The organism is Blautia intestinalis, assembly GCF_014297355.1.
GTDB lineage: Bacteria > Bacillota > Clostridia > Lachnospirales > Lachnospiraceae > Blautia_A > Blautia_A intestinalis.
The window spans coordinates 250,027-276,320 of sequence record NZ_JACOQE010000003.1 but is presented as its reverse complement, the minus strand read 5'-3'; the positions used below and the strand labels follow the sequence as shown (position 1 = coordinate 276,320).

Below are 26,294 nucleotides of genomic sequence, written 5' to 3'. Positions count from 1 at the left end.
AGTTGTTGACAGTATATCCCAATTTGACAGATACAGCAAGGGGAAGTATGATTGAGTTGTTTTATAGAAGAAATAATGTTATAGAAAAGTATGATTATATTTTTGCAGAATTATATTTTATGAGAAAGGACTACCCTATGCAGATCACACGCCCTGATTTTTATAAAGAATTTTCCTGTATTGCCGGATCCTGCCCAGATACATGCTGCGCAGGCTGGCAGATCATGATTGATAAAAAAAGTCTGAAAAAGTACCAAAAACTCAAAGGACCTTTTCGTAACCGACTGCACAATGATATTGACTGGTCAGAACAGGCTTTTCGCCAGTATGACCATCGCTGTGCATTCCTGAATGAAGAAAATCTCTGTGATATTTACAGTGAGGCCGGAGCGGATATGCTCTGTGATACCTGCCGTAAATATCCGCGTCATATTGAGGAATTTGAGGGACTCCGCGAATACTCGCTTTCTCTTTCCTGCCCGGAGGCTGCGCGGATTTTTCTTTCACACAGGAATAAAATTTCTTTTGTGACACAGGAAGTTCCTTCAAAGGAAGAAACTTATGAAGAGTTTGATTATTTTCTTTTTACAGCTCTGATGGATACGAGAGATTATCTTTTTTCCATTATTCAGGATCGATCTGTTCCGGTGAAGTTGCGCTGTCAAAAACTGCTGGTATGTGCGCATGATTTCCAACTGGCGTTGGATAAAAATGAACTTTTCCAGTGGGAGGATATTCGTGCACGACATGAAAGGTCAGGATTTACGGCAGAATTTCAGGCTAAAGTGCGGAGCTGGACTGCAGGTAAAGGTGTTACTACAAACAAAGATACTGATGTTATGGCATCTGATTCAAATTTCCGGAATTGTGATTCTGCCTCATTGGAATTAAGGAAGCAGATCTGGCAGACAGTAATTCCGCAGATGGAAGTCCTTCGTCCGGGCTGGCATGAATATCTGGAGGAAACGCTGGTGCCGCTTTATGACGGTGATTTTGCTGAGGAACCTGATATTTACAAATCCTTTATCACAGCATACCCCGACTGGGAAATTCAGGAAGAACAGCTCCTGCTCTACTGGATTTACACATATTTCTGCGGTGCTGTATACGACGGGCGTATCTTCGCCAAAGTAAAAATGGCGATTGTATGTACTTTTATGATCCATGATCTGGCAGTCGGAACTTATCTGAAAAATGGCGGAAGTTTTTCTTTTGATGAGATGGTTTCCATCTGTTATCGCTTCTCACGCGAGCTGGAACACTCTGATCTGAATCTGAATAAATTTGAAGAGTTGATGGATGAAGAAAATGTATTTAGATTCAGTAACTTCATATCTAAAACCACTTAATCTTCTCGACATTCCAGCCTTTTTAGTAAGCAAAAACACATGGCATCATATTACTCATATGATATCATGTGTTTTCATAAACTATGGAGAATATCTATATTTTTTTATAATATTCAGATGATTATGCATACCATGCCGCCTTTGCTGTCGTTGACAATTTTCTGCATGGTATCCTGTAATTTTGACTGGCTTTCTTCACCGATGGATGCGATTTTGCTGCGGATGCCATCCTGCACAAGCTGCTCGATGGATTTGCCGAAAATATTGGTCTCCCAGATGCTTTCGCCTCTTTGTCCACTCTCGCCAATGTACTGAATCAGGTCTTTTGCCTGCTGCTCCGTGCCTACGATCGGCGCGATCTCCGTCTCAATCTCCGCTTTGATCATATGGACAGATGGACTTTTTGACTTGATTTTTACTCCGAATTTACTTCCCTGTCGAATTACAGACGGATCCTCAATCTGGATTTCATCAAGCTCCGGAACAACGACACCATAGCCGGTATCGCGAACTGCTTCCAGTGCCGACTGCACCTTTACATACTGCTTTTTCATTGCAGCAAGCTCTTTCATCGTGTGGATCAGATCGTATTCACTTTCCATCTGAATCCCACTCATTTCACTGAGTATTTTGTAATAATATTCGTCTTTGACCTGCACTCGAACACGGACACAGCCACTCGACAGACAGACTTCCTCCAACATGGTTTCCTGTACACATGGAATCCCGAGGCTGACCGATTCTCTGGTGATGTCTTTGATATGATGAAATTCTTTCATCTTCGTGCGAATGCAGTCCAGAATCTGTGCTTTCAGCTCGTGATCTGCCGGAAGCATCTCCACCCATTTCGGAACAAAAAACTGAATTTCTGTCACAGGGAATTCATACAGCACATTCGAAAGAATTTTGGTGACATCTTCTTTGCGAAGCTGTTCACAGTTTGCTGCCATGGTGATGACACCATATTTTTCCTGCAGGGAGCGGACAAGGTTCTGTGTTTCTTCTTTGTATGGTGCCTGAGAATTCACAAGAAGCAGAAACGGCTTGCGTTGTTTTTTTAACTGATTGATGGTCGCTGCCTCCGCCTCGGCAAAGTTTTCCCGTGGTAATTCTCCGAAGCTGCCATCCGTCGTAATCACAAGGCCGATTGTTGCATGCTCTTCGATAACTTTACGTGTTCCGGTCTCTGCTGCCTCATGAAACGGAATTGCTTTTTCAAACCACGGGGTCTTTACCATTCGTTCTTTTCCTTCTTCGATGTGTCCGCTGGCATCTTTTACCAGAAATCCAACGCAGTCAATCAGACGGATGCGGACTTTCTGCTCATCTCCGAGCGGCACTTCTACCGCCTCTTTCGGTATGAATTTCGGTTCAACTGTCGTGATCAGTTTTCCGGATCCACTTAACGGAAGCTGATCACGTACCTCTGCCTGTTTTGCCGGTTCCATCTCCGGCAGTGCGACCAGCTCCATAAATCTGCGGATAAATGTGGATTTTCCGGTGCGGACGGGTCCTACAACGCCTATGTATATATCGCCGCCGGTTCTTGCCTGAATATCCCGGTAAACCTGAAATTTTTCCATAAAAAAGCCCCCTTGCATATACTCACACAATCCCATGTATTGTTACATATATATGCATAAGGGGCTTCTGTTATGATTTTGTCTGTTTCCTTATAGAATAAATCTGCACAACTAATTCATGTTTGGCATAAGATTTATGCTTCTTTTGTACCATGTTCTTTCAGGTATGATGCTCTTCCCTGTTCGTAAAGATTATTTCCTTCGCAGTCAATGATAACTACCAGTGGCATTTCTTCTACATAAAGACGGCGAAGCGCCTCTGACTGGAGATCTTCATAAGCCACCAGTTCTGCTTTTTTGATGCATTTGGCAAGAAGCGCACCTGCTCCACCGATCGCACCGAAATAAACTCCATTATATTTTTTCATTGCTTCTATGACTTCCGGAAGGCGGGCACCTTTTCCGATCATGCCGCGCGCACCCACGGACATCATCGTTGGTGCGTAAGCATCCATTCGTCCACTTGTAGTCGGTCCTGCGGAACCGATAACCTGCCCCGGTTTGGCAGGGGTTGGTCCTACATAATAAATCGTTGCATCTTTCGGATCAAAAGGAAGTTCTTCTCCTCTGGCAAGTGCCTCGCACATTCTCTTATGTCCGGCATCACGGGATGTGTAAATGGTTCCGGTAAGGTAAACGGTATCACCGGCATGAAGGCTTTTTGCAAGTTCCTCTGTCAGAGGAAGTGTAATATGTCGTTCCATTCTCAGATCACCTCCGTTTTGTGTCTTGTCACATGGCAGCTGATGTTGATCGCACATGGCATGCCGGCAATGTGAGTCGGCATGGTCTCGATGTTCAGACCAAGTGCGGTTGTTCTTCCTCCGAATCCCTGCGGTCCGATGCCAAGCTGATTGATTTTTTCCAGCATTTCTTTCTCAAGGTCTGCATAATATGGATCTTCGTTTTCGGAATCTATCGGACGCATCAGAGCTTTTTTCGCAAGAAGAGCTGCCTTATCAAAAGTACCGCCGATTCCTACTCCGACAACCATCGGAGGACATGGGTTCGGACCTGCTGTCTCTACTGTTTCGAGGATAAAATCTTTGATTCCTTCGATTCCCGCGGATGGCTTAAACATGCGGATCGCGCTCATGTTTTCACTGCCAAAGCCTTTCGGACCAACGGTGATTTTGATGTTTTCGCCCGGAACGATTTCTGTATAAAACATTGCCGGTGTGTTGTCTCCGGTATTTCCTCTGCGAACCGGATCTTTGACAACGGATTTACGCAGATAACCGTTGGTGTAGCCACGGCGTACTCCTTCGTCTACTGCCTCGCTCAGATCTCCGCCTGTAATATGTACGTCCTGTCCGATTTCAAGAAAAACGCAGGCCATTCCGGTATCCTGACAGATCGGAACTTGTTCGTTTTCGGCAATCTCATAATTTTCGATAATGTTGTCAAGGATACCGCAGGCAATCTGTCCGTCCTCACAGGAACGACAGGCCTGAATGGATTTTTTGATGTCATCCGGAAGCACCTGATTGGCTTCGATGCAAAGTCTCTCGATGGTGTCCGTAATCATGGATGCTTGTATTTCACGCATGTCGGTTGCACTCCTTCGTGTTGTGTATTTTTATTTTTATGTTTTTTGTTTTATTGTATCGTATCGAGAATTTTTGTGCAAGGGTGGATGAAGGAATTTGTGCGGAGGAGAACCGATAGTTCACGAAAGAAAGGCAGGCGGTCCGGTGACACGCTGAGTCACCGGACCGCCTGCCTTTCTTTCTGTGAATTGGTATCCCCTCCGCACAATTTAATTCCATCGCATCCGTCAAAAATTTGCCTGGATGCGAAGTTGGCTCAGGGTCGGGGCGGAACGCCCCTACCGGGAGCTCTAATGAACCGGAGTCATAATGCTTGATTCATTTGAACTTGAAGGTATCTATGAGAGCATGTGATATAACCGCCGAAATGACAATCATAAAACATGAGGAACTAGAAAAAGCTGACCGGGATCTGTCTCCTGTAACCTGGTGCAGCTTCCGAAATTTTTTCGTTCCAGCGATAACTGCGTTGCACTGTCTGAGCGCTTCAGCGCGAGTTTGCAAAAGCAGTTATCAATAGGCGAATGAAAGAATTTCGAGAAACGCAAGCCGGTTGCAGGGACAGATCCCGTGTCAGCTCTTCTCATTGCACCTCAGTGATACGTCCCTCACCTCGGTGTTATATCACATTACTCTCATCATACCCTCAAATTACAAATCAATAAAACTCATTATGAAGCAGTTCATGCTCCTTGCCTTTGAGCAATCCGGCATACAGTTCCTGTACAAGCGGGTTCTCATCGGACTTCTTGATGATCATGGTATTATCTGCATTGTACAGACCTTTTGCTCTCGCATACTTGGTTCTGTCACCTGCTCTGGTCGGCTGACCACCACCCATGATACATCCACGACGACATGCCATGATCTCAATCAGATGATACTCGGCTTCGCCGTTCTTTACACGTTCCATAACGGTTCTTGCATTTGCAAGACCGCTGGCAACGCAGACTTTTACATCAATTCCTTTATACGGAACTGTGAATTCTTTGATGCCTTCTTCTCCACGAACACCGCACTCTGCGATTTCATTCATGGTCTCCTTGGAATGATCCGGATTCAGACGACGGAGAACTGCCTCTGTAACACCACCGGTAACACCAAAGATTACACCACCGCCGGAACCAAATCCAAATGGCATATCACATGCTTCCGGATCAAGTGACGCAAAGTCAAGACCGAAGTTATCGATCATACGGATCAGTTCGGTAGTCGTAATAACGATATCTGTATCTTTCTCTCCGTGTGTATAGCTGTTCGGCCGAACTGCTTCTGCTTTCTTTGCAGTACATGGCATAACAGAAACCATGATGGTCTTCTTTCCTGCCGCATGCTCCGGATCACGGAAATATTCTTTAATTACTGCGGACATCATTCCCTGTGGGGATCTGCAGGTAGAAAGATTCGGAATAAATTCCTGATACTGGTCAGTGATGAATTTTACCCATGCAGGACAACAGGATGTCAGAAGAGGAAGTTTTTCACCTTTTTCAATTCGGTCAAGGAACTCTGCTGATTCTTCCATAATGGTAAGGTCAGCACTGAAGCTTGTATCATAAACTTCATCAAATCCCATACGGTGAAGTGCATTGACGATTTTGCCCATTACACTTCTGCCTTTCTGAAGGCCGTAATGGTCACCAACAGCTACACGAACTGCCGGAGCGATCTGTGCAACCACACGGATTTCCGGATCCGCCAGAGCCTTCCAGACTTTATCAGAATTTGTATGAATGGAAATCGCTCCGGTCGGACAGAATACACGGCACTGGCCGCAGTTTACGCACTGTGTCTCTGCAATCTTTTTGTTGAATGCCGGCATAACCATAGCTTCTGTTCCACGGAATGCAAATCCAAGTGCTCCGATTCCCTGAATTTCTTCGCAGGCACGTACACAGTTGCCACAGAGGATACATTTATTCGGATCACGCACAATAGATGGCGAACTGAAATCCAGTTCATGCTGCTCTCTTGTATTTTCGAATCGGATGTTTCTTACTCCGAGACGATGTGCCAGTTCCTGAAGCACACATTCGCCGCTCTTGATACAGGTTGTACAGTCACGGCAATGTGCTGCAAGAAGAAGCTCCACGATCAGTTTGCGATAATTTCTCAGTCTTCCGGTATTGGTATAGATTACCATTCCGTCTCTCGGCTGTTCGGAACAGGATGCAAATGTTTTGCCTCTGTCATCTTCAACCGTACATAAACGACAGGCTCCGAATGTGGAAATCTCTGAATGATAGCACAGTGTCGGAATGTTGATGCCTGCATTACGGATCACGGTAAGGATATTTTTTTCATCGGTAAATTCCACTTTTCTACCGTCAATTGTCATTGTACCCATAAGTCAGCCCCCTTCCTATGCTTCCACATAAATTGCATCAAAGTTACAGTTATCTTTACAGGTACCGCACTTGATACAAAGCTCATTGTCAATATGATACGGATGTTTGATCTTTCCGGAGATTGCCGCTGCCGGACAGTTCTTCGCACACTTGCCGCAGCCGATACAGAATTCCGGATTGATGTGGAACTGACGAAGTGCGGTGCAGACTTTTGCACGGCATTTCTTGTCTCGGATGTGTTCTTCGTATTCATCGCGGAAGCGTTTCAGAGTGCTGATGACCGGAAGCGGTGCACTCTTTCCAAGTCCACAGAGAGCCATACTCTGAACCATGGTTGCAAGCTCTTCCAGTTCATCAAGGTCGGACATTTCGCCCTTTCCTTCTACGATTCTTTCGAGGATTTCAAGCATACGTTTGGTTCCCTCACGACATGGAACACATTTGCCGCAGCTTTCACGCTGTGTAAAGTTCATAAAGAATCTGGCCACTTCTACCATACAGGTGTTTTCGTCCATTACTACCAGTCCACCGGAACCCATGATCGCATCCAGTGATTTTACGGAGTCAAAATCAAGTGGACGGTCGATCTGATCTTCAATCAGACATCCACCGGAAGGTCCACCTATCTGTACACCCTTGAATGCCGCTCCGCTCTTTAAACCGCCACCGATATCATAAATAATATGACGAAGGCTTGTTCCCATCGGAACTTCGATAAGACCTGTGTTTTCGATTGCACCGGTCAGGGAGAAAGTCTTTGTTCCCGGGCTTCCTTCTGTACCGATGGTACGGAACCAGTCAGCACCCTGAAGAATGATCTTCGGAACATTTGCATATGTCTCTACGTTATTAAGAACTGTTGGTTTTTCCCAGAGTCCTTTTTCTACGGTACGCGGCGGTTTTACACGCGGCATACCACGCTTTCCTTCGATGGATGCGGTAAGGGCAGAACCTTCACCACAGACAAACGCGCCGGCTCCACGATTGATATGTAAGTGGAAATTTATTCCGGAACCAAGGATATTGTCACCGAGGAGACCATACGCTTCCGCCTGCTCGATAGCCATGCGGAGACGTTTTACGGAAAGAGGATATTCTGCACGTACATAAATATATCCATTCTCAGCGCCTACTGCATATGCTGCAATGACCATACCTTCGATCATCTTATATGGATCACCTTCCATTACGGAGCCATCCATAAATGCACCCGGATCACCCTCGTCACCGTTACATACAACGTAGCGGACTTTTTCTTTCTGACGGGCTACCTGTGACCATTTCTTACCGGCAGGGAAACCGGCTCCGCCACGTCCGCGAAGACCGGATTTTGTCACTTCATCGATAACCTCCTGCGGAGACATATCAAAGAAAGCTTTTGCCATAGCCTGAAATCCACCGGCTGCAATATATTCATCAATAGATTCTGCATCGATATTTCCACAGTTTTCAAGAACGATTCTTGTCTGCTGATTCAGGAACGGAATATCAGATGGATGTGGACAGACGGTATCATGATCACGATAAAACAGTCTGCTTACCGGCTGGCCTTCCATAACAGTACGCTCTACGATTTCCTTACAGTCTTCCACCTGTACATGCACATACTGATAATCGTAAGGCTCGATTTTCATAAGAGGCCCAAGTTCGCAAAGTCCCTGACATCCGGTCTTAACAACACCGACATGTGGAACATCTTTCTGCATTTCCACGCTTACCCAATCCAGATTCTCGCATAATTTCATCATTTCGTCGTAAATCTTCTGTGCGCCGGAAGCAATACATCCTGTACCGGAACAGACAAGCACACGACAGGTAAAGGATTCCAGGGTATTTTTTGCTTCAGTCTGCTTGTTGAGCAGATCTTCTTTACTCACAATACTCATACCGTCTCACCTCTCAATTCATTTAACAGCTCGATTGCCTTTTCTGGTGTCATCTTCGGGTGTACTTCATCATTTACCGTAAGTGTTGGTGCCAGTCCGCACGCACCAAGACAGGATACGGTTTCTACTGTAAAAAGCATATCGTCCGTCGTATGCTTCTTATTGCTAAGTCCAAGCTCTTTCATCAACGCTTCCTTAACCGGCATGGATTTACGCACATGACAGGCAGTTCCGTCACAGACTTTGATCACGTATTTTCCTTTCGGCTCAAAAGAAAAATTCTCATAGAAAGTAGCTACACTGTACGCCTTAGCCTCTGTAACTCCTATCTTTGATGCGACATAGGTCAGAAGTTCTCCCGGAAGATAACGGTATTCTGCCTGAATGTCCTGCATGATCGGAATCAGTGAGGCTGGTTTGCGTCCGTAATGCTCGATGATCTCATCTGTCTTCGCGTAATAAGACTGATCTAACATTCAATTCCCTCCTTGTTTGAAAATAGATTTTCCTGCGCTCATCGTTTTTGTCTAATTTACACAGCTTTGTTAGCTCCAATTATACATTAAATATATATTTTAAACAAGGAAAATATAGATATTTTGAATTAATTTATTATATTTTTTTATTTTTCGCGACTTTTTCGTGACGTTTTTAACATATTATATAATTTTTTATCAATCTTGTTTTCTTCATCTAACTTTCACATAATTTGTTATTCTCATGTGACTTTATTTAAAATGTATTGCTATTCATTTTTTTGTTCTTCTAAAAGTACATATATTTTGTTGCTTTTGGAAATTCTTTACACTATTATAGTGAAAGGTAGATGAAAAAAATTTCTTATTAAGTTTAAGGAGATATACATATGCGAAATTATGACACACCAGTCAGGGCAATCCGACACAAAGTCTTTGCCGAAGTTGCTAAAGCCGGATTCGAATCTTCTGATGAAACTCTGATCCATGATATTGAAGCAATTCCTTACAATATTGTGGAAGAAAAAGCAAAATACCGCGAAAGTATCTACAGAGAACGCGCCGTTGCCAGCGAAAGAGTCCGTCTTGCCATGGGTCTTTCTCTTCGCCCGGAAAACAAAGCCGTCCATCTGACAGACGGTCTTGCAGCCAGCAATATCAACGAAAAATATTATGAGCCGCCTCTTATGCAGGTCATCCCATCTGCATGTGCAGCCTGTCCGCCAAACAAATACATCGTCAGCAATATGTGCCGTGGCTGTGTGGCTCATCCATGTATGCAGGCCTGTCCAAAAGGTGCAATTTCCATGAAAGACGGCAAATCTTATATCGATCAGGAAAAATGTATCAAATGCGGCAAATGCAAGGCAGCCTGTCCATACGATGCCATCTCACACAACGTACGTCCATGCGAGCAGGCATGTGGAGTCAAAGCGATTGGAAGTGATGAGCAGGGCCGTGCAAGCATTCTGGAAGACAAATGTGTATCATGTGGTATGTGTATGGTAAGCTGCCCGTTTGGTGCAATTTCTGATAAATCTCAGATTTTCCAGCTTTCTCACGCGCTTCGCGACGGAGACAAAATTATTGCGATCGTCGCCCCGGCATATATCAGTCAGTTTGGCGATGATGTAACACCAGGTAAATTCAAAACCGCGCTGCAGGTTCTGGGCTTTTCCGATGTACATGAAGTTGCTTTCGGTGCTGATGTCGGTGCAATTTCCGAAGCACACCATTATGCCAAAGAAGTCGCTACCGGTAATCTTCCGTTCCTTCTGACCTCCTGCTGTCCATCCTGGTCCATGATGGCAAAGAAATTTTTCCCGACCATGATCGACAATATTTCTCAGGAACTGACACCGATGGTTGCCACTGCACGTAAGGTAAAACAGGAACAGCCTGACGCAAAAGTCGTTTTTATCGGACCATGCGCTTCCAAAAAGCTTGAGGCAATGCGCCGCACCGTCCGCAGTGATGTTGATTTTGTTCTTACCTTCGAAGAACTAGATGCCATGTTTGATGCACGTGAAATTGATCCTGCTTCTTTTGAAGAAGATGGTTCACTCCATGATGCAACGGCAGCCGGACGTGGTTACGCTGTTGCAGGCGGTGTTGCCGGTGCAATCGAAGCGTGCCTGAAAGAATATTATCCAGATGTACCGGTTCACATCGAACATGCAGAAAGTCTTGTCGAATGTAAAAAAGTCCTCGCGCTTGCCAAAGCCGGCAAACTCAATGGCTGTATGATTGAAGGTATGGCATGCCCTGGTGGATGTATGGGCGGTGCCGGAACCAATGTACCGGTTGCAAAATCTTCGAAAGAACTGAAGAAATTCCTTGCTTCCTGTTCTAAGAAACTTCCACCGAAGGGACTTGTCGATATAGAGCTGAACTAGTTTTGATTTTTCATTTCCGGAGGCTCGTTTCATAAATGGCTCAGTAAAATTTAAAGGATTGCTCAGTTTTCTGGCTGACCAATCCTTTTTTACGACAAACATATTTATTTAAAAAGTCCCGGTTCATTCTCGATTAAATCTTCCGCCAAATACTTCGCATCCATATTTTCTATTCCACAACTATCATGTTCAATTTGATCAGCCAGCTTACTTGAATAATAAATATCAAATGCTTTTCTCAAATCTATTCCCTTGATTTCAGCAATTGCATTGATAATATCGTTTTCCAAATTCTGCTTATAAACTTCTTCCAGTTGCTTTTTATCTACCATTATTTTATACCTCGTACGCTCTTTTAAAAGTAATAAGCTGATTCAGTGTTTCTTGATTTATAATACATATCTGATCATTCATCTTATAATACCGTAATTCGCTCAAAACCTTTTCTTTATTCCACAAACCTCTAAAATACATATCAACAGTCTTAAACACATCATCATCTGCGACATTTCCTATAATAATATCATATTCTTCGTTGAGCGGCTGCCCTTTTCTACATCCACACACAAAATCAAGCCATTTCTCATTTTCCTTTTCAAAAGACAATACTCTATAGTCATCCCATTTCTCGGACAACTCGTAGATATTAACTATCGCTTTTTTCTCTTGTCTCATTCCCTTTCGAACTGCCCATTTTTTCGCCTGATTCTCAAAAGTAGTAATATAAAATCCTCTGCCAAAATCCAAATATTTCTTCGAATGCACTACATCTGGATTCCTTATAATTTCTGTTGATCCATGATATACAATCATACATTAATGCCCTTTTCCCTCACGAAATCTGTAATATCCTCCACCAAATATTCTTTTCCTTGTGTATGAAGAACATCATAACATTTAATGATGTAATTATCCAAAATCCCAGTTGCATTTAATATTTTATACACTTTAGCCGGAGACATCTTCCATTTATCCGCAAGACTATATAACATGAATATGGAAAAACTGAGTTCCTTTTTCTCACACATACTCTTCACCAACCTTTCATTTATTTCTTCTAATTAGATTATAACAAGTATTTCATTTTCATTCACTATTTTTTCAATCAATATATTAAAATATATTAAAATGGTTGATTATTTTAATATTTCCTGTTGCTAAAAAAGGCCCGCCGGGCCTTTTTACAGTTCTATCTTCATCATTCAGCTTTCAGCTGAGCAAGTAATTTTCTGAGTTTTTCTCCGTAATCAGATCCGGCCGCCCATCCGCCGCCATTCGGATTTTCCTGCTGACCAAGCCATTCTACATAAGGTGCGCTTCCTCTGGTCACAAGGTCAAATCTTGTATCTACACAGTCCTGATTGAGCGCATCTTCACATGCATAAGCCTTCAAATGCTGCACCTGTGCGCGGATTCCTGTACGGACATCAGGATAAGATACCCCCGCAACTCCGCCTCCGGTCGTGCCAATGCCTGCAAAATTAAACTGTGATGCACCGGAATCTCCTCCATATTGAAGCCATCCGGTCTCGAGCATTGCCTGTTCATATACAACTTCTCCACGTACACCTTCTGCGTTCGCTTCCTCAAGAATTATTGTGCAAAATTCATCAATCGTCTCTGCTCCGCCTTCCTTTAACGTGGCTGACGGATATTCCACTCCCTGTTCTTCATATTGGGAGGTCATCTGTGCAAGGGAAACTGTCGTCTCTCCCATAATTGTGTAATAACCATACGTATTGTCTGTAGAATCATCTACAAAATCCGGATCCGCTGTAAAATCCGGAGCATCTAAGCTCTCCGGTTTATGGATCTGACCTTCTCCGGAATGATCTGGTTCTTCGCTTTCCGGTGCTGTATCCGAACTGCCAAAGACGCTATCCGAAATATTATTATCTGTTTCTGTATTCTCATCTGCATTTGCTCCTGTCGCCCCAGAAGCCAGACAAGGTGCCCCTGTTAAAAGGGCACCCGTCAGTATTATCTGAGAACAAAAGAGCATTGCTTTTTTGTTTCTGATCATCCATTAACCTTTCTCATTGCGGCTTCTACTACATGTCCTACAAGAACAGATGTAGTAACACTTCCAACACCGCCCGGTACCGGAGTGATTGCATCAACGATCGGTTCAACTGCTGCATAGTCAACATCACCACAAAGTTTTCCTTCTGCATTTACGTTGATACCTACATCGATGATAGTCTGTCCTTCTTTGACATATTCTGCACCGACAACGCCGGCACGGCCGGCTGCTACGATCACGATATCTGCCTCTCTTGCTACAGACGGCATATCCACTGTTCTTGTGTGGCAGATTGTTACAGTTGCGTTTTTCTTAACCAGCATCATTGCTGCAGGTTTTCCAACAACAAGGCTTCTTCCGATAACAACGGCTTTTTTGCCTGTGCAGTCGATTCCGTAATGATCAAGGATTTCCATGCAGGCCTGTGGTGTACATGGTGGGAAACCGATTTTCTTTCCTGTATAAACACCGGACATAGAAAGATCTGTCATACAGTCTACGTCTTTTTCTGCTGCAAGCGCATTCTCGATTACTGCCTGATCCAGATGTTTCGGCAGTGGACGGAACAGAAGAACGCCATGAATGTGGTCGTCTTTGTTTACTTTATCGATGGTTGCAAGAAGTTCTTCCTGAGTTACATCTCCCGGAAGAAGGATTTTTTCACATGCAACACCCAGTGTTTCGCAACGTTTTGTTGCTCCTCTTTCATAAGAGATATCACTTGGGTTTTCGCCAACGCGGATGATGCACAGAGTCGGATTTACACCCTTTCCCTGTAACTCAGCTACGTTTGCTTTGATTCTTTCGTTCAGTGCTGCTGTTACTTCTTTACCTAATAACTGCTTTGCCATTTTTTATATTTCCTCCGCTAATTTTGTTGCTGCTTATTTCAGACGTCCCAGAACGCTTTCGAATGTTTCATCTGCAATTTTGGTATATTTTTCAAGCATTGCATCTGCTTTTTTGTTCAGTTCCTCTGCGTATTCTCTGTCAGCCATGGATTTTGTATTGATGTAAACATTCAGGCTGGCACCTTTTAATGCCGCCTTGCAGAATGCTGCACCGACACCTGCATCACTGATTGCAAGTTTGGAACCTTTTGCACCGAATTCTACGATGAGCTCGATTGCTTCACAGCATTTTTCCATAATCTCCATCGGAACGGAACATGCATCTTTCAGCACGATTTCCATAACGCGTGCTTTTTCTGCTTTTTCTTCTTCTGTTTCTCTCGGCATTCCATATGCTTTGGAAAGCGGTTCAAAAACTTCTGCATCTCTTTCGATCAGACGCAGAAAATCTTTCTGAAGCTGGTCGCATTTCGCTTTCAGTTCCCACATCTCGTCTTCAACATCTGCATATTTTTTCTTGCCTACTGTCAGGCTGCCTACCATGTTACCAAGTGCAGTTCCTACTGCACCAACCAGAGCAGACGCTCCGCCGCCACCCGGTACCGGGGCTTTAGAAGCGAGTACCTCTACAAATTCTGTACATGTGCTTGTGGAAAATCCCATTTTTTTATTTTCCTCCTGTAATAAAATAAATCTAAACAAAAGGGGAAGCCTTTTGAATTTTATTCTTTTTTATAAGATGGAAATCTTATATATCTTTTTCAGGATAAATCCTGGAAACCTGTTCATATTTGGAAATATGATAAAACCTGCGAGGGGAGGCGCTCAAAGTTGCGAAGGCCGCTCTCCCCTCGCGCACCCCACCTGGCCACGCAAAATGGAAATCACAGGTATTGGATATCAATGTTACATACAGACACCAACACCATATGTCCCCTGACGCTTCTCTATACAAGTATCACACGCATTGCCAAATTATTACATCTCCGCAACTTGCTCTTATCTTTTCAGCGGGGCCAAAAAGGGGGAGTCTGAGGGGGAGCTTCGGCCTTTCGCAACTATGAGATGCTCCCCCTCAGGGTTTTCACAGGTTGCCAAACCATTGACGGGCTGACGGGCAGTTCCCGCCCTGTGCAACTATGAGATGCTCCCCCTCAGGGTTTTCACAGGTTGCCAAACCATTGACGGGCTGACGGGCAGTTCCCGCCCTGTGCAACTATGAGATGCTCCCCCTCAGGGTTTTCCTGATTGTCAAATCATTGACGGGCTGACGGGCAGTTCCCGGCAGCTTTTTAGAAAAGTCCGGTAATCTTTCCGGTCTCATCTACATCGATTCTCTCTGCAGCCGGTACTTTCGGCAGTCCCGGCATGGTCATGATCTCGCCTGTCAGGGCTACGATGAATCCTGCGCCTGCGGAAATCTTCAGGTTACGTACTGTAACTTCGAAATCTGTCGGTGCACCGAGTTTTGTCTGGTCGTCTGTCAGGCTATACTGTGTCTTAGCCACACAGATCGGGCAGTTGCCGAAACCAAGAGCCTCGAGCTGTTTTGCCTGTTTCTGGGCATTTGCTGTAAGTACAACTCTCTTGCCACCGTAGATTTTCTGTACGATCTGGTTCAGTTTGTCCTCGATGGAGCCTTCCAGTTCATAGGAATAAGTAAAGTCGTTTGGCTCTTCAACCAGACGCAGAACTTCTTCCGCAAGCTTGATTCCACCTTCGCCGCCTTTTGCCCATACTTCGGAAAGGGCTACGTTTACACCAAGTTCTTTACATTTTGCTTCTACAAGATCAAGCTCTGCCTTTGTATCTGTCGGGAATGCATTGATAGCAACAACACAAGGAAGCTTGTATACATTCTTGATATTGCTTACATGTTTCAGAAGGTTCGGAAGTCCTTTTTCAAGTGCTTCCAGATTTTCATTGTTCAAGTCTGCCTTCGGAACACCACCGTTGTATTTCAGGGCACGTACAGTTGCTACGATAACTACTGCGCTCGGATGCAGTCCTGCCATACGGCATTTGATGTCAAGGAATTTCTCGGCACCGAGGTCAGCACCAAAGCCAGCCTCTGTGATGGTGTAATCAGCAAGTTTCATACACATCTTTGTAGCTGTTACGGAGTTACATCCGTGAGCGATGTTTGCGAATGGTCCGCCATGTACGATTGCCGGAACGTGTTCCAGTGTCTGAACGAGGTTTGGTTTCAGTGCATCTTTCAGAAGTGCTGTCATAGCACCTTCTGCGTGAAGGTCACCTGCTGTTACCGGTTTCTGCTCAGAAACTTTACCATATGTGTAACCAATGATGATCTTGGAAAGTCTTTCTTTCAAGTCTGAAATATCGCTTGCAAGACAGAGAACTGCCATGATCTCAGATGCAACTGTAATGTCATATCCGTCTTCACGAGGCATACCGTTTGTTCTTCCGCCAAGTCCGTCTACTACATTACGGAGCTGACGGTCGTTCATATCTACGCATCTTTTCCATGTAATTTTTCTCGGGTCGATATTCAGTGCGTTGCCCTGGAAAATATGGTTGTCGATCATTGCTGCAAGAAGGTTGTTTGCTGCACCGATTGCATGGAAGTCACCTGTGAAGTGAAGGTTGATGTCCTCCATCGGAACAACCTGTGCATAACCGCCGCCTGCTGCGCCACCCTTAACACCGAATACCGGTCCGAGGGATGGCTCACGGAGAGCTACCATGACGCTCTTGCCAAGTTTCTGCATTGCATCTGCAAGACCTACGGTTGTAGTAGTTTTTCCTTCACCTGCCGGTGTCGGGTTGATTGCTGTCATAAGGATCAGCTTTCCGTCTTTTTTGTCGCTTTCTTTCAGAAGATTGTAATCAATCTTTGCTTTGTATTTTCCGTACTGCTCCAGATATTTGTCATCAATACCTGCTTTTTCTGCAATCTTTGTGATTGGCTGCATTTCGCACTCCTGTGCAATTTCGATGTCGCTTTTGAATCCCATAAAAGTTACCTCCTTTTTTATGCACATATTCTTCTATTAAAAAGGCTGGCCGCCTCTTTTTCAAAAAACATTTATAAAAACGATCATTTAGCAGATTGCCACTTTTGCATATGATTTCAATGATCCGATGATCACATCTCCCATAACTGCCATATCTTCTGCCTGAAAAGATATCGGGAAGTTGTCCGAAAACAGGATCTGAGAGGACGGTGGAAACTCTTCATCACCCTCCCACAGGATCATCTGCACCAGATATCCCGGAAAAATTTCAAGCTGATAAGCAATGTCTCCGTGTTTCACCGGAATGCAATGCATATGTTCCATGATCGTCTGAAAATCTTTGATACGGTTTCCATAGGAAAAAGCCAGTCGCTTGATACATCTTCCATCAAACTGACGGAGATACACTTCGCCCCACGGCATTTCCCGATAAGTTTTAAATTTACCGGTTCCCTGCGCACAGGCACCGTTCAGCAAAAAGCGAATGGTCAGAGTTCTGGCATAAACCATCATTTCCAGAGGATAAAATCCCATATCATCCTCTTCATGACTGACCTCAAAATCCGGCCACGAAATCTGATATACTGTCCCAAGGAATTTCAGAGCAAAATATTTCTCTGCCTCATTGTAAGAAATGCCAAGTCTTGTGGCAATTTCCTTTGGATCAGCGTCTCTGTACTGGCTCAGATAATGTTCCCATGGGAGACGTTCTTTGCTGTCTTTTTCATATCCGAGTTTATCTCCTACAGATTCATTTTCTGTCGGATCTAATGTTGTTTTTGCGTCAGAACTCATAACACACCTCTTAAAATTTAAGTATTGTCATATTTACGACTCGCTCCGCTGTAACACAGCTTCACGATTCTAAATATCATCTTTGCTTCACGTTAGGAAACATGGATGCATCGGTATGCGGGATAAAGCAGGCTCCCACAAATTCATCCATGTAAGTCGGAACTGTCGAAAGTTCCATATAAGTCATATTGGATGCAAGCTCATATGTTTTCTTCTCTGCTGCTGTTGAAAGAAGCATCAGATATGCACCGGTCAGGGAAGAGTTGCCAATATAATGGAATTTATCCAGCGGTACATCCGGGAACATTCCGATATTGACTGCATTCTGCATATTGATTCCGCTGCCGATACCACCAGCAACATAAACATCATCAATCATGGATACATCGAAATCCAGTGAAGACAGCATGGTACGGATTGCTGAGAAAATTGCGCCTTTTGCACGGATGAAGTTGTCAATATCTACTTCTGTGATCTCGACATCTTTTGCAGATCCTGCCTCTTCTTCAAATGCGATCACATAACTTCCCATTCCATAATGGTCGTGACGGACTCTCTTTCCTTCACGGACAAATTTGCCCTTTGGATTGATAATTCCGGTCATATAAAGTTCACTGATCACATCAATGATACCTGATCCGCATAATCCAACCGGCTTCGTACCCGGTTCACCGACAACTTTGTAAGTCGGCTCCATCGTTTCTTTGTCGATTGTACATGCTTCAATAGCTCCGTCAGTTGCACGCATACCACAGCTGATATCGCCGCCCTCGAAAGCAGGTCCTGCTGAGCAGGCACAACTCATCATGAAATCAGAGTTTCCAAAAACAAGCTCGCCATTGGTACCAAGGTCAATGAACAGTGAAAACTCCGGTCTGTTCCAGATCATACTTACCAGAGTACCTGCTGTAATATCTCCGCCGACATAGCTTCCGATATTCGGCGCCATGATGATGTGTGCATCTTTGTTGATTTCAATTCCCACATCCGATGCAAACAGAGAATTTGTCTTAAAGAATGCCGGAATATACGGCTCTGTACGCAGATAATCCGCATTGATTCCTGCAAAAAGATGATTCATTGTTGTATTGGATGCCACACACATACGATAGATCTGGCTTTCCGGAAAATGAATGCTTCTGCACATCTCGTGAATCATCGGATTGATCGTCTCTTTGATCACAGCATCCTGCAGTTTCTTGATTCCGCCCGGTTTTGTCGTCTCAATGATACGGTTGATTACATCTGCACCATAACGGATCTGGCCATTACCGGAAGAACTTTTTGCAAGGATTTCTCCGGTTGCCATGTCAATGATCACAGCCGAAACCGTTGTCGTACCTATATCCACAGCAAGTCCGCCCATCACAACGTCTTCTTTGCTGTCAAAAATATCGTATACAAACATATCATCCGGTGTCACACGCACCACGCATTTTACTGAAAAATTGCTTGCGCGGAGAACATCCGGCAGTTTACGAAGAACTGTATACGGAACTCTGATTCTTTTCAGATTCATAAATTTCCGAAGTGCTCTTGTCAGTCTCTCTACATCCGGCATGGTATCATCCAGAGTAGGTTCATTCATCTGAAGTTCAACTACTTCCAGACTGTTTCTTAACTGAATCCCGGTTTCTTCTACCTGATCTTTTGCTTTTTCAAAAATTGCAATTTCTTCCCTGGAACTTAAGTCAGCCACTTTCATTCTGCTCTTATATGCAGAAGCGATATCCGGCACCAGCACTTCCACGTCAGCACTGATCTTGCTCATACATGCAAGACGCCAGCCCTTCTCAAATTCCTCATCAGAAATATGAAGTGTTTTCTTTGAGTCCAGTTCTCCGCTTTTTAACTGCACCCGGCACTTTCCGCAGGCTCCGTTTCCGGAACATGGGGCATCGATTGCTACATTGGCACCACGTGCAACCTCCAGAAGATTATCCCCCGCATTGGCAAATGCTTCTACCTCACTGCCATTTTCAAATGTAAATGTCACCTTAAACATGCGGTAACCACCTTTCTCGCCTCAATATGCAATGCAAAAAAGGCCAGAGGCCGCAAAGCCTCCAGCCCTTTTGTACCTACAGTCGTAAAAAACGACAGACTGATTAGATTTCCAGATAAGAATCTGCGTACAGATAGTTATTTTTGATGATGTCACAGGATTTGATTGTTTCCATCAGACGAAGGTCGTTAGGGTTAACGATTGCTGAGGTAAGTCCCTGCATCATAGCCATAGCTACCATAGCGGAGTCCATGATCGGACGGATATGTTTCGGCATACCGTTGGAGTTATTGGAAAGACCACCGGTGCTCTTCATTCCCATGTCAGAGATCATTTTGATGAATTCAAGAACTTCCATCTGTTTGTCCTGCATTCCTTTGATAACGAGGAATAACGGGTCGAACCACATATCATTCTCAACGTCCATACCCTGTTCCATACCTCTCTCCATCAGAGTCTGCATGTACATCATACGTTCGTCATTGTCTTTTGCGATTCCTTCGCCGTTGCAAAGAGCGATAACGATTGCATCGTTTGCTGCCGCAACATCAACATATCCGATTCTTCCAGCTGCATCAGCGGAGTTTACGATCGGTTTTCCTTTGGAACGGTTGTATACAGAAATACCAGCTTCGATAGCTGCTACGTTGGAAGTATCCAGTGCAAGCGGAACATTGTCGAAGTTGCTCTGCAGAAGTTCTACAGCCCATTTCATAAGTTCCGGTCCATCGTTTTCTGCTGGTCCGATATTAACATCCAGATATGTAGCACCTGCGTCGAGCTGCTGTTTTGCTCTCTTGAGGATCGGCTCAGCATCTCTTTCTGTGAATGCTTTATTAACTGCCGGTGCTGTTGTGGAAAGTCTCTCTCCGATTGTAACAAATTTTGCCATACCTGTGTTCTCCTTTACATGGTTTTAGATGTCCCAGAGAGTATTCGTTCTCCCTGAGCATAATTTTTATTTTATGCGGCTTATGCCTGCATGTCTTTTAAGAATTTCACAAGCTGTACTGCTTCTCTAGGTCCTACGATAATCTCCCATCCCGGAAGTTTTGCTTCAAGGTCACCCTTGAGGACTGCTACTTTACCCGGAATAACGAGTTTACGGCATTTTACCTTCGGCTCTACTTCTTCTTTGATGTACTCAGAAATGCTGGTGCTGGAGAATTTACCAGCTGCCCAGGATGTCAGTACGGAAAGTCCGCCTGCATCATTGATCACAAGGTTAAGCGGAACACCGGAACGCTCAAGTTCACCGGAAACTACGAAATATGTAAGAGCAAAGTCTACGGTTGTAACAACGAGAGAATTCTCATCTGCACCGTTGAGTGGGTAGATACCCGGTTCTACTTTCATCGGTTTCTGCGGGTCTGTGTAAACGTTCTGACGAAGACCGAACAGTGGAAGTGCCTCTGCATAGGTCATCTGTTCCATAACGATGATGGAACCGTATTTCATTGTAAATACGGAAGCAAGTGCTGCCTGTAAATGATGATCTCCCTTAGCAATTTTAACCAGGTTAACGATGGATGGATATCCAAATGTTCTGTCCTGATCTTTCAGAGCTGCACGGCGAACCTGTACAGTGTTTGCGAAGGTTTCTTTGACGTCAGCGCCTGTTGTATCAAGAACAAGGTTCTTGTTGCCAAGTTTTTCAAGTGCTGCTACTGTGTCATATAATTCGTTCAGGTCTTTACCGGATACACCAAGAACAACACCAGCTTCTGTAGCAACAGCATTCATTGCTTCATAGTTGGAAGCATTTGCACCGTTCAGAACCGGTTTGCCGTCTTTGCATACTTCAAGAGCTGCTTTTGCGATCTCAGGATCTGTACATCCGAGAACCAGAGTTCTTCCAAGACCTTTTGCTTTTTCTACAAGTGCTGTATATTTTGCTGCGTCTGCATCTGCATCACAGTTTACATATACAAGCTCTACATGCATTCTCTCACCGATACGGTCATAGTCTACATGTGGGATTGCTGCAAGCTTAGCATCTACTTCTGCATCATCCATGCATGTGCAAAGGGATACAGCATATCTTGGTTTGCTTACAAATGTTTTTTCATGTCTGAACAGAACAGTTTCTCCTCCGAGAGTGAATTCTGCATCACCTGTTCCGATTTTGATTGTCTTCATCGGCGGAGCAGTTGCCTCAGACAGAGAAGCCAGTGCTTCGTCAGACATATGTGGACACTGCTCAATCTGCATTGCGCCCTGTGCAACTTTCATGGAGAAAGCCATACATGTCGGACATCCACATTCCTTACAGTTTTTCTTTGGTGTTAATTTAAATATCTGAATACCATTCAGTGCCATAGCTATTTTTCCTCCTATTATTCCTTACGCAAGTGCTTTGATCAGTTTGGAAATAGTCTTGACAGATTCCGGATGTCTTAAGATTACGGCATCAGAACCAGCTGCAAGGTCTGCTGCTGCTGTCATAACTTCCATATCGATTCCACGCTCGTCTGCTGATCCCCATTCAGGCATATCAGCTTCAGAAGCGGTTGCTTCTTTAACTGCCCATGTCTCTGCGGATACAGGTGTAATAATAGGCATCTGCAGCATGTTGTCGTTCTGACCTAATGCTGCACCTTTGATACGGTCCATTGTAGAAACAACGTACTCATATCCGTAACCAGCTGCTGCACTGCCGATGTTCATAACGATCTTCTTCGCATCAACACCAAGCTGTGTAGTAACAACGTTTAACTGTTTTGCAAGGTTGATATCAACGGCTGATTCAGCGCCGACGATCTGATTGTAAGCAAGACCTGCTGCTGCACCGATTGCTTTGTAGTTTTCTTCTTTTTCGGAAAGAAGAAGGGCATTTCTTCCCTGAAGGACTTCTGCTACTTTCGGGAGAAGTTCCGCATCCTTCTCTACGTTTTTGCAGCCTTCTACAACCAGTGGACAGTCAATAGCGCCTGCTACTTCTTTAACAACCTCGATCAGTTCATCGATAGATTTGTTTGCCCCGTTCGGATCTCCACCGTCAAGGATGAGGGCAACAAAATCTGCGCCTTCGATAGCTGCTGCTTTTTTTGCGATATCAGCCATGGAAACAGCGCCTTCATAATAAGCTTTTACACCTTCAGAAAACTCATCCAGACCCAGATCTGAAATCTCAACACCGATCTTTGGTGTGTTCTCTGTCGGTGCATCAAAGGTGTAGAACGGAAAAGAATTTTCTCCGCCGATTGTCACAGTCTTATCTCCGCTTCCGATTGTGACAGCGTTAATCTTTGCATTAAATTTCTGTGGTTTCTGATTAAACGGCATTTCTCATAAGCCTCCTCTAAATTATTAAAAACTCAACTGTTATTATACTACATAAAATCACCAGTGACAAGATAACACGGGGCTTTTACGTTAAAAAAATATCAAAAATCGTCACATGTGCAAAGATTTTGCACTGTCACAGCCGGTTGTTTGCAACAGCTTTACGTTGTGATTCGATTTTTATTTCAGATAAACCCTGAATTTTTCCTGCGTAAACCTTAAAACTCTCTCTCAGCTCGTTGCTTACGCAACTTTACGCTGCGATTCGAGTTTCAAGGTTAAACCCCCGGGTCAGGAGTTCAAGCACTCCTGGCCCTCGAGGGGTTTACATCATTGGATCCATTGCAAGTGCCGGATGTCCTTTTTCGGTAAGGTATTCAACCAGTGCTTCCGGATCTGTTGCTACTGTCTCATCACCGATCATATCAGTGAAGTTTTCGATTCCGTAAAGTTCCTGAGCTGTCTTGTTCAGACGTTCAGCAACGAATTCTTTCAGTTCTTTCGGCATCCATACGATACGTTCGATACCACCCTCAGCCTTCATGAATTTCTTGGAGGAAATGAAGTGTTTTCCATGTCCCATGAAACCAGGTGTCTGAACACCGCCGCCTGTCATGGAAGCCATCTCAGGGAAGGTCATTCCAAGTGGTGTCATGCCTGCATACTCACGGTTAGCGATTACAACACCGTTGGAGAACGGCTCGATACCACAGATACACTCGAAGCATCCGCAGGAAGTCATAGGATCCTGCATGATAGAGTACAGTGTAACGTGCTCCAGAGCACCCTGTGAGAATTTCTGAACAGCTTCATCAACGTCTTCGTAAGAACCAAGGTTCTCATCGATTGGACGTTCTTTTGTGATTACCTGACAAGGTCCGTTCGGATCAAGCTGATGTGTAGCTTTTGCATCCAGCCATGAAACGGCACCGCAGAGACCAAGTCTTTCTGGTGTTACTACGCAGACATGGCTCGGGGAGAATGCCTGGCAGAGGATACAGCTGTAATATACGTCTACAGATTCATCTGTCAGAGTATCAAGACGTTCATCACGTTTGTCAAAGATCGGGATTGCAACTTCATGACGTACTCTTGTACATTCTGCCGGATCTGTATAGATAACAACTTCACACTTATCAACAACTGCGTCAAATTCATTTTTAACAGATGCGTAAAGAACTTCACCAATATGTTTGATCTTGAATCCTGCGTTGAATGCATCAATGCTGATACGGATACGCTGCATATCACGCTGTCCTGTATGATATACACCTTCGATACAGTTGATGTAGTTGTGGAATTTACGCTCGATAACCGGTTCAAAGTCTGGCTGCATGTTCTTGCCGGCAACTTTTACAACATATGCAATGCTGTTCTTGCTTCCAAGTTCCATGTCATCTACTTCAGGTCCGACTACTGTGATCTTGTGGTCTTCAATTTCAGAAGCGTCACATGTCTGAACAAGCTCTGCACAGTCTACACGGGAACCATCGAACTCAACCTGCATGTCTTTACGACGGATGATCTCACCTTCGAATGCAGATGCAAATGCAACAGGGATATCGATATTTGTAATTTTGATCTTGATGTCACGTGCTTCAAGAGATGTAGCATTGAATTTGCTTACGTCTTCCTGAACGATCAGGCTCTTTGGCACACGGAAGATATTTTCTGTTTCGTTTGTGATAACAGGGAAACCAAGTGCGATCGCACCTGCACCACAGGCTACGATCACGTCATCCAGAGGTTTGAATGCGTTTACGAATGCCGGTACACGGTCCATTGTATATTTCATAAGTGTGCCTGCATCACCCGGTGTTACATTACCGAAGATCAGTGCTGCACGAAGTGCAACGGATACTACATGGATAACTGCTGTAACGTCTTTGCCGAGCGGAATAACACGTACGTTTGCACCTGTCTTCATTCCTGCTTCTGCAACCTGGTCGATGATTCCGCCAACCAGTGTTACGAGGATACCCTGTGCCTGATAGCTCTTTACAAGAGCAACACCTTCTTCTACGGATGGAGCAGAGCCAAGGATTACAGCTACACCAGGGATATCTCCTGTTACAAGCGGTACACCAAGCTCACGGATTACTGCATCTGCAAGATGTCCGTAGCATGGTTCTTCGTATGGTGTTGCACCATCAATATATTTGAGAACTTCAATGAATTCTGCGCAAAGTGCTGTAGCAACACCGGACATGAATGCATCGTTTAATCTTTTTTCTCTTGTCATAAGTGTTTTAACAACACCAAGAGCTTCTTTTAATTCTTTTAAAGTCGTAACTTTGGTTCCTGTTACAGCATAGTAACATGGAAGGCTGTAAGCGGTGTTCGGGAAGCTGACAGCTTTGTCTTCGCCATACTGAGCGATTGCTCCGTCAATAGCGCCCTCTGTTAAACCATATACAGCATCATTTCCGCCGAATACTCTATCAAATAAAGTCACTTTAATACCTCCTGTTTTTACAGATTTGAATTCTGATCAATCTTTTCTTTTATTTTTGTGATTTCAGCTGTTACAGTCTCACTGAAATCATAAGGGGATTTACCCTGACGGTCAGCGTCGATAACCTCCGTATTGTAATGGAGTATGCCAAGAAGGTCTTCTGCCGGAATTCTGGAACGGATAAATTCCTCATCTTCTGTGTTTCTGACCTTGTTTGCCACAACCTTAACCTGTGCTACTCCAAGATCACTGGCAAGTCTCTTGACATTCTTGTAGGTCTGTACGCTTCTTGCACCTGGTTCGATCACTACGATAAATGCGTCAACTCCCTCTGTGGTTCCTCTGCCGAGATGTTCCAGGCCGGCTTCCATATCAAGAATCACCACATCTTCTCTTCTCAACACCAGATTGTTAATAATACGTTTCAGCATTACATGCTCCGGACATACACATCCGCCGCCGCCTGTCTCGACAGTTCCCAGGACAAGGAGCCGTACGCCGTTGCAGACCTTACCGTATTTATCCGGAATATCGTCTACCTTTGGGTTCAGATGATAGAACTGATTTCCTGCAGTTGCTCCTGTGCGTTCCTCCACAAGCTTACGCATTTTGGAAATCGGCACGATAGAATCCAGTGTTTCTTCATCAAATCCCAGCGCCAGGCCAAGATTTGCATCCGGGTCCACATCTGCTGCAAGTACCGGTCTGCCCTCTGCTGCATACAATCTCGCGAGCGTTGCTGCAAAAGTAGTTTTGCCTACGCCGCCTTTTCCTGTAACTGCTATTTTCATTTTATGTCATCCACCTTTTATTAC

Annotated in this window: 22 protein-coding genes; 2 read left to right on the top strand and 20 right to left on the bottom strand. The window is 44.4% G+C overall.

Annotated elements, in window-relative coordinates:
* The first annotated feature begins 119 nt into the window (after positions 1-119).
* Complete coding sequence (gene fliB, locus H8Z79_RS07655) at positions 120-1,349, top strand: flagellin lysine-N-methylase (protein WP_225876937.1); 1,230 nt, start codon at positions 120-122, stop codon at positions 1,347-1,349.
* A 113-nt stretch (positions 1,350-1,462) separates the two neighbouring features.
* On the opposite strand, the gene spoIVA is transcribed toward fliB, so the two are convergent.
* The 6 genes from spoIVA to H8Z79_RS07625 form a co-directional block, all read right to left on the bottom strand.
* Entirely contained in the window at positions 1,463-2,932 is a 1,470-nt protein-coding gene (gene spoIVA, locus H8Z79_RS07650; RefSeq protein ID WP_118039502.1) for a stage IV sporulation protein A, read from the bottom strand.
* A 134-nt stretch (positions 2,933-3,066) separates the two neighbouring features.
* Positions 3,067-3,636, bottom strand: a complete 570-nt coding sequence (locus H8Z79_RS07645) for a Fe-S-containing hydro-lyase (RefSeq protein WP_015542869.1) — start codon at positions 3,634-3,636, stop codon at positions 3,067-3,069.
* A 2-nt stretch (positions 3,637-3,638) separates the two neighbouring features.
* Positions 3,639-4,481, bottom strand: a complete 843-nt coding sequence (locus H8Z79_RS07640) for a fumarate hydratase (RefSeq protein WP_118039503.1) — start codon at positions 4,479-4,481, stop codon at positions 3,639-3,641.
* A 659-nt stretch (positions 4,482-5,140) separates the two neighbouring features.
* Positions 5,141-6,829, bottom strand: a complete 1,689-nt coding sequence (locus tag H8Z79_RS07635) for a [FeFe] hydrogenase, group A (protein ID WP_015542871.1) — start codon at positions 6,827-6,829, stop codon at positions 5,141-5,143.
* Positions 6,830-6,844: 15 nt separating this feature from the next.
* Entirely contained in the window at positions 6,845-8,716 is a 1,872-nt protein-coding gene (locus H8Z79_RS07630; protein WP_015542872.1) for an NADH-quinone oxidoreductase subunit NuoF, read from the bottom strand.
* The gene (locus H8Z79_RS07625) at positions 8,713-9,192 is read right to left on the bottom strand and encodes a complex I 24 kDa subunit family protein (RefSeq protein WP_015542873.1); all 480 of its coding nucleotides are present in this window, start codon (positions 9,190-9,192) and stop codon (positions 8,713-8,715) included. The genes H8Z79_RS07630 and H8Z79_RS07625 overlap by 4 nt, the downstream gene beginning before the upstream one ends.
* A gap of 389 nt (positions 9,193-9,581) precedes the next feature.
* On the opposite strand from H8Z79_RS07625, the gene H8Z79_RS07620 reads away from it, so the two are divergent.
* Positions 9,582-11,087 carry a 4Fe-4S dicluster domain-containing protein gene (locus tag H8Z79_RS07620; protein ID WP_118039504.1) on the top strand — a complete coding sequence of 502 codons (1,506 nt, stop codon included), beginning with the start codon at positions 9,582-9,584 and terminating at the stop codon, positions 11,085-11,087.
* A 104-nt stretch (positions 11,088-11,191) separates the two neighbouring features.
* On the opposite strand, the gene H8Z79_RS07615 is transcribed toward H8Z79_RS07620, so the two are convergent.
* The 14 genes from H8Z79_RS07615 to H8Z79_RS07550 all read right to left on the bottom strand — a co-directional run bounded on the left by H8Z79_RS07615 (position 11,192) and on the right by H8Z79_RS07550 (position 26,270).
* Positions 11,192-11,419, bottom strand: coding sequence for a hypothetical protein (locus tag H8Z79_RS07615; protein WP_015542875.1), 228 nt, complete (start codon positions 11,417-11,419; stop codon positions 11,192-11,194).
* A 4-nt stretch (positions 11,420-11,423) separates the two neighbouring features.
* The gene (locus H8Z79_RS07610) at positions 11,424-11,900 is read right to left on the bottom strand and encodes a DUF3990 domain-containing protein (protein WP_015542876.1); all 477 of its coding nucleotides are present in this window, start codon (positions 11,898-11,900) and stop codon (positions 11,424-11,426) included.
* Positions 11,897-12,115, bottom strand: a complete 219-nt coding sequence (locus H8Z79_RS07605) for a DUF3791 domain-containing protein (protein ID WP_015542877.1) — start codon at positions 12,113-12,115, stop codon at positions 11,897-11,899. The genes H8Z79_RS07610 and H8Z79_RS07605 overlap by 4 nt, the downstream gene beginning before the upstream one ends.
* A 170-nt stretch (positions 12,116-12,285) precedes the next feature.
* Positions 12,286-13,110, bottom strand: a complete 825-nt coding sequence (locus H8Z79_RS07600) for a glucosaminidase domain-containing protein (protein ID WP_015542878.1) — start codon at positions 13,108-13,110, stop codon at positions 12,286-12,288.
* Complete coding sequence (locus H8Z79_RS07595) at positions 13,107-13,961, bottom strand: bifunctional 5,10-methylenetetrahydrofolate dehydrogenase/5,10-methenyltetrahydrofolate cyclohydrolase (RefSeq protein ID WP_015542879.1); 855 nt, start codon at positions 13,959-13,961, stop codon at positions 13,107-13,109. Before H8Z79_RS07595 ends, H8Z79_RS07600 begins: the two co-directional genes overlap by 4 nt.
* Positions 13,962-13,994: 33 nt before the next feature.
* Positions 13,995-14,624: a cyclodeaminase/cyclohydrolase family protein gene (locus H8Z79_RS07590; RefSeq protein WP_015542880.1), complete on the bottom strand. Its 630-nt coding sequence runs from the start codon at positions 14,622-14,624 to the stop codon at positions 13,995-13,997.
* A 629-nt stretch (positions 14,625-15,253) separates the two neighbouring features.
* Positions 15,254-16,939 carry a formate--tetrahydrofolate ligase gene (locus H8Z79_RS07585; protein WP_015542881.1) on the bottom strand — a complete coding sequence of 562 codons (1,686 nt, stop codon included), beginning with the start codon at positions 16,937-16,939 and terminating at the stop codon, positions 15,254-15,256.
* Between the two features lie 87 nt (positions 16,940-17,026).
* Complete coding sequence (locus H8Z79_RS07580; RefSeq protein WP_118039505.1) at positions 17,027-17,734, bottom strand: DUF3786 domain-containing protein; 708 nt, start codon at positions 17,732-17,734, stop codon at positions 17,027-17,029.
* 76 nt (positions 17,735-17,810) lie between these two features.
* A complete protein-coding gene (acsV, locus tag H8Z79_RS07575) occupies positions 17,811-19,739 on the bottom strand; it encodes a corrinoid activation/regeneration protein AcsV (protein WP_118039506.1) in 1,929 nt (642 codons plus the stop codon).
* Positions 19,740-19,842: 103 nt separating this feature from the next.
* Positions 19,843-20,631, bottom strand: coding sequence for a carbon monoxide dehydrogenase/acetyl-CoA synthase methytransferase subunit (gene acsE, locus H8Z79_RS07570; protein WP_015542884.1), 789 nt, complete (start codon positions 20,629-20,631; stop codon positions 19,843-19,845).
* 80 nt (positions 20,632-20,711) lie between these two features.
* Positions 20,712-22,058, bottom strand: a complete 1,347-nt coding sequence (acsC, locus tag H8Z79_RS07565) for an acetyl-CoA decarbonylase/synthase complex subunit gamma (protein WP_015542885.1) — start codon at positions 22,056-22,058, stop codon at positions 20,712-20,714.
* Positions 22,059-22,082: 24 nt separating this feature from the next.
* Positions 22,083-23,024: an acetyl-CoA decarbonylase/synthase complex subunit delta gene (gene acsD, locus H8Z79_RS07560; protein ID WP_015542886.1), complete on the bottom strand. Its 942-nt coding sequence runs from the start codon at positions 23,022-23,024 to the stop codon at positions 22,083-22,085.
* A 325-nt stretch (positions 23,025-23,349) separates the two neighbouring features.
* The gene (gene acsB / locus H8Z79_RS07555) at positions 23,350-25,479 is read right to left on the bottom strand and encodes an acetyl-CoA decarbonylase/synthase complex subunit alpha/beta (RefSeq protein WP_118039507.1); all 2,130 of its coding nucleotides are present in this window, start codon (positions 25,477-25,479) and stop codon (positions 23,350-23,352) included.
* Between the two features lie 17 nt (positions 25,480-25,496).
* A complete protein-coding gene (locus H8Z79_RS07550) occupies positions 25,497-26,270 on the bottom strand; it encodes an ATP-binding protein (RefSeq protein WP_015542887.1) in 774 nt (257 codons plus the stop codon).
* Positions 26,271-26,294: the final 24 nt, after the last annotated feature.

Excerpts from the sequence above, each read along its gene's own strand:
- H8Z79_RS07640 (WP_118039503.1), bottom strand. The coding sequence starts at position 4,481 with ATGCGTGAAATACAAGCATCCATGATTACGGACACCATCGAGAGACTT.
- H8Z79_RS07550 (WP_015542887.1), bottom strand. The coding sequence starts at position 26,270 with ATGAAAATAGCAGTTACAGGAAAAGGCGGCGTAGGCAAAACTACTTTT.
- H8Z79_RS07590 (WP_015542880.1), bottom strand. The coding sequence starts at position 14,624 with ATGGGATTTTCCACAAGCACATGTACAGAATTTGTAGAGGTACTCGCT.
- H8Z79_RS07625 (WP_015542873.1), bottom strand. The coding sequence starts at position 9,192 with ATGTTAGATCAGTCTTATTACGCGAAGACAGATGAGATCATCGAGCAT.
- acsD (WP_015542886.1), bottom strand. The coding sequence starts at position 23,024 with ATGCCGTTTAATCAGAAACCACAGAAATTTAATGCAAAGATTAACGCT.
- H8Z79_RS07605 (WP_015542877.1), bottom strand. The coding sequence starts at position 12,115 with ATGTGTGAGAAAAAGGAACTCAGTTTTTCCATATTCATGTTATATAGT.
- H8Z79_RS07585 (WP_015542881.1), bottom strand. The coding sequence starts at position 16,939 with ATGGGATTCAAAAGCGACATCGAAATTGCACAGGAGTGCGAAATGCAG.
- acsV (WP_118039506.1), bottom strand. The coding sequence starts at position 19,739 with ATGTTTAAGGTGACATTTACATTTGAAAATGGCAGTGAGGTAGAAGCA.
- H8Z79_RS07600 (WP_015542878.1), bottom strand. The coding sequence starts at position 13,110 with ATGATCAGAAACAAAAAAGCAATGCTCTTTTGTTCTCAGATAATACTG.
- acsE (WP_015542884.1), bottom strand. The coding sequence starts at position 20,631 with ATGGCAAAATTTGTTACAATCGGAGAGAGACTTTCCACAACAGCACCG.
- H8Z79_RS07645 (WP_015542869.1), bottom strand. The coding sequence starts at position 3,636 with ATGGAACGACATATTACACTTCCTCTGACAGAGGAACTTGCAAAAAGC.
- H8Z79_RS07630 (WP_015542872.1), bottom strand. The coding sequence starts at position 8,716 with ATGAGTATTGTGAGTAAAGAAGATCTGCTCAACAAGCAGACTGAAGCA.
- H8Z79_RS07610 (WP_015542876.1), bottom strand. The coding sequence starts at position 11,900 with ATGATTGTATATCATGGATCAACAGAAATTATAAGGAATCCAGATGTA.
- fliB (WP_225876937.1), top strand. The coding sequence starts at position 120 with ATGAGAAAGGACTACCCTATGCAGATCACACGCCCTGATTTTTATAAA.
- acsC (WP_015542885.1), bottom strand. The coding sequence starts at position 22,058 with ATGGCACTGAATGGTATTCAGATATTTAAATTAACACCAAAGAAAAAC.
- H8Z79_RS07635 (WP_015542871.1), bottom strand. The coding sequence starts at position 6,829 with ATGGGTACAATGACAATTGACGGTAGAAAAGTGGAATTTACCGATGAA.
- H8Z79_RS07580 (WP_118039505.1), bottom strand. The coding sequence starts at position 17,734 with ATGAGTTCTGACGCAAAAACAACATTAGATCCGACAGAAAATGAATCT.
- H8Z79_RS07595 (WP_015542879.1), bottom strand. The coding sequence starts at position 13,961 with ATGGCAAAGCAGTTATTAGGTAAAGAAGTAACAGCAGCACTGAACGAA.
- H8Z79_RS07615 (WP_015542875.1), bottom strand. The coding sequence starts at position 11,419 with ATGGTAGATAAAAAGCAACTGGAAGAAGTTTATAAGCAGAATTTGGAA.
- H8Z79_RS07620 (WP_118039504.1), top strand. The coding sequence starts at position 9,582 with ATGCGAAATTATGACACACCAGTCAGGGCAATCCGACACAAAGTCTTT.
- spoIVA (WP_118039502.1), bottom strand. The coding sequence starts at position 2,932 with ATGGAAAAATTTCAGGTTTACCGGGATATTCAGGCAAGAACCGGCGGC.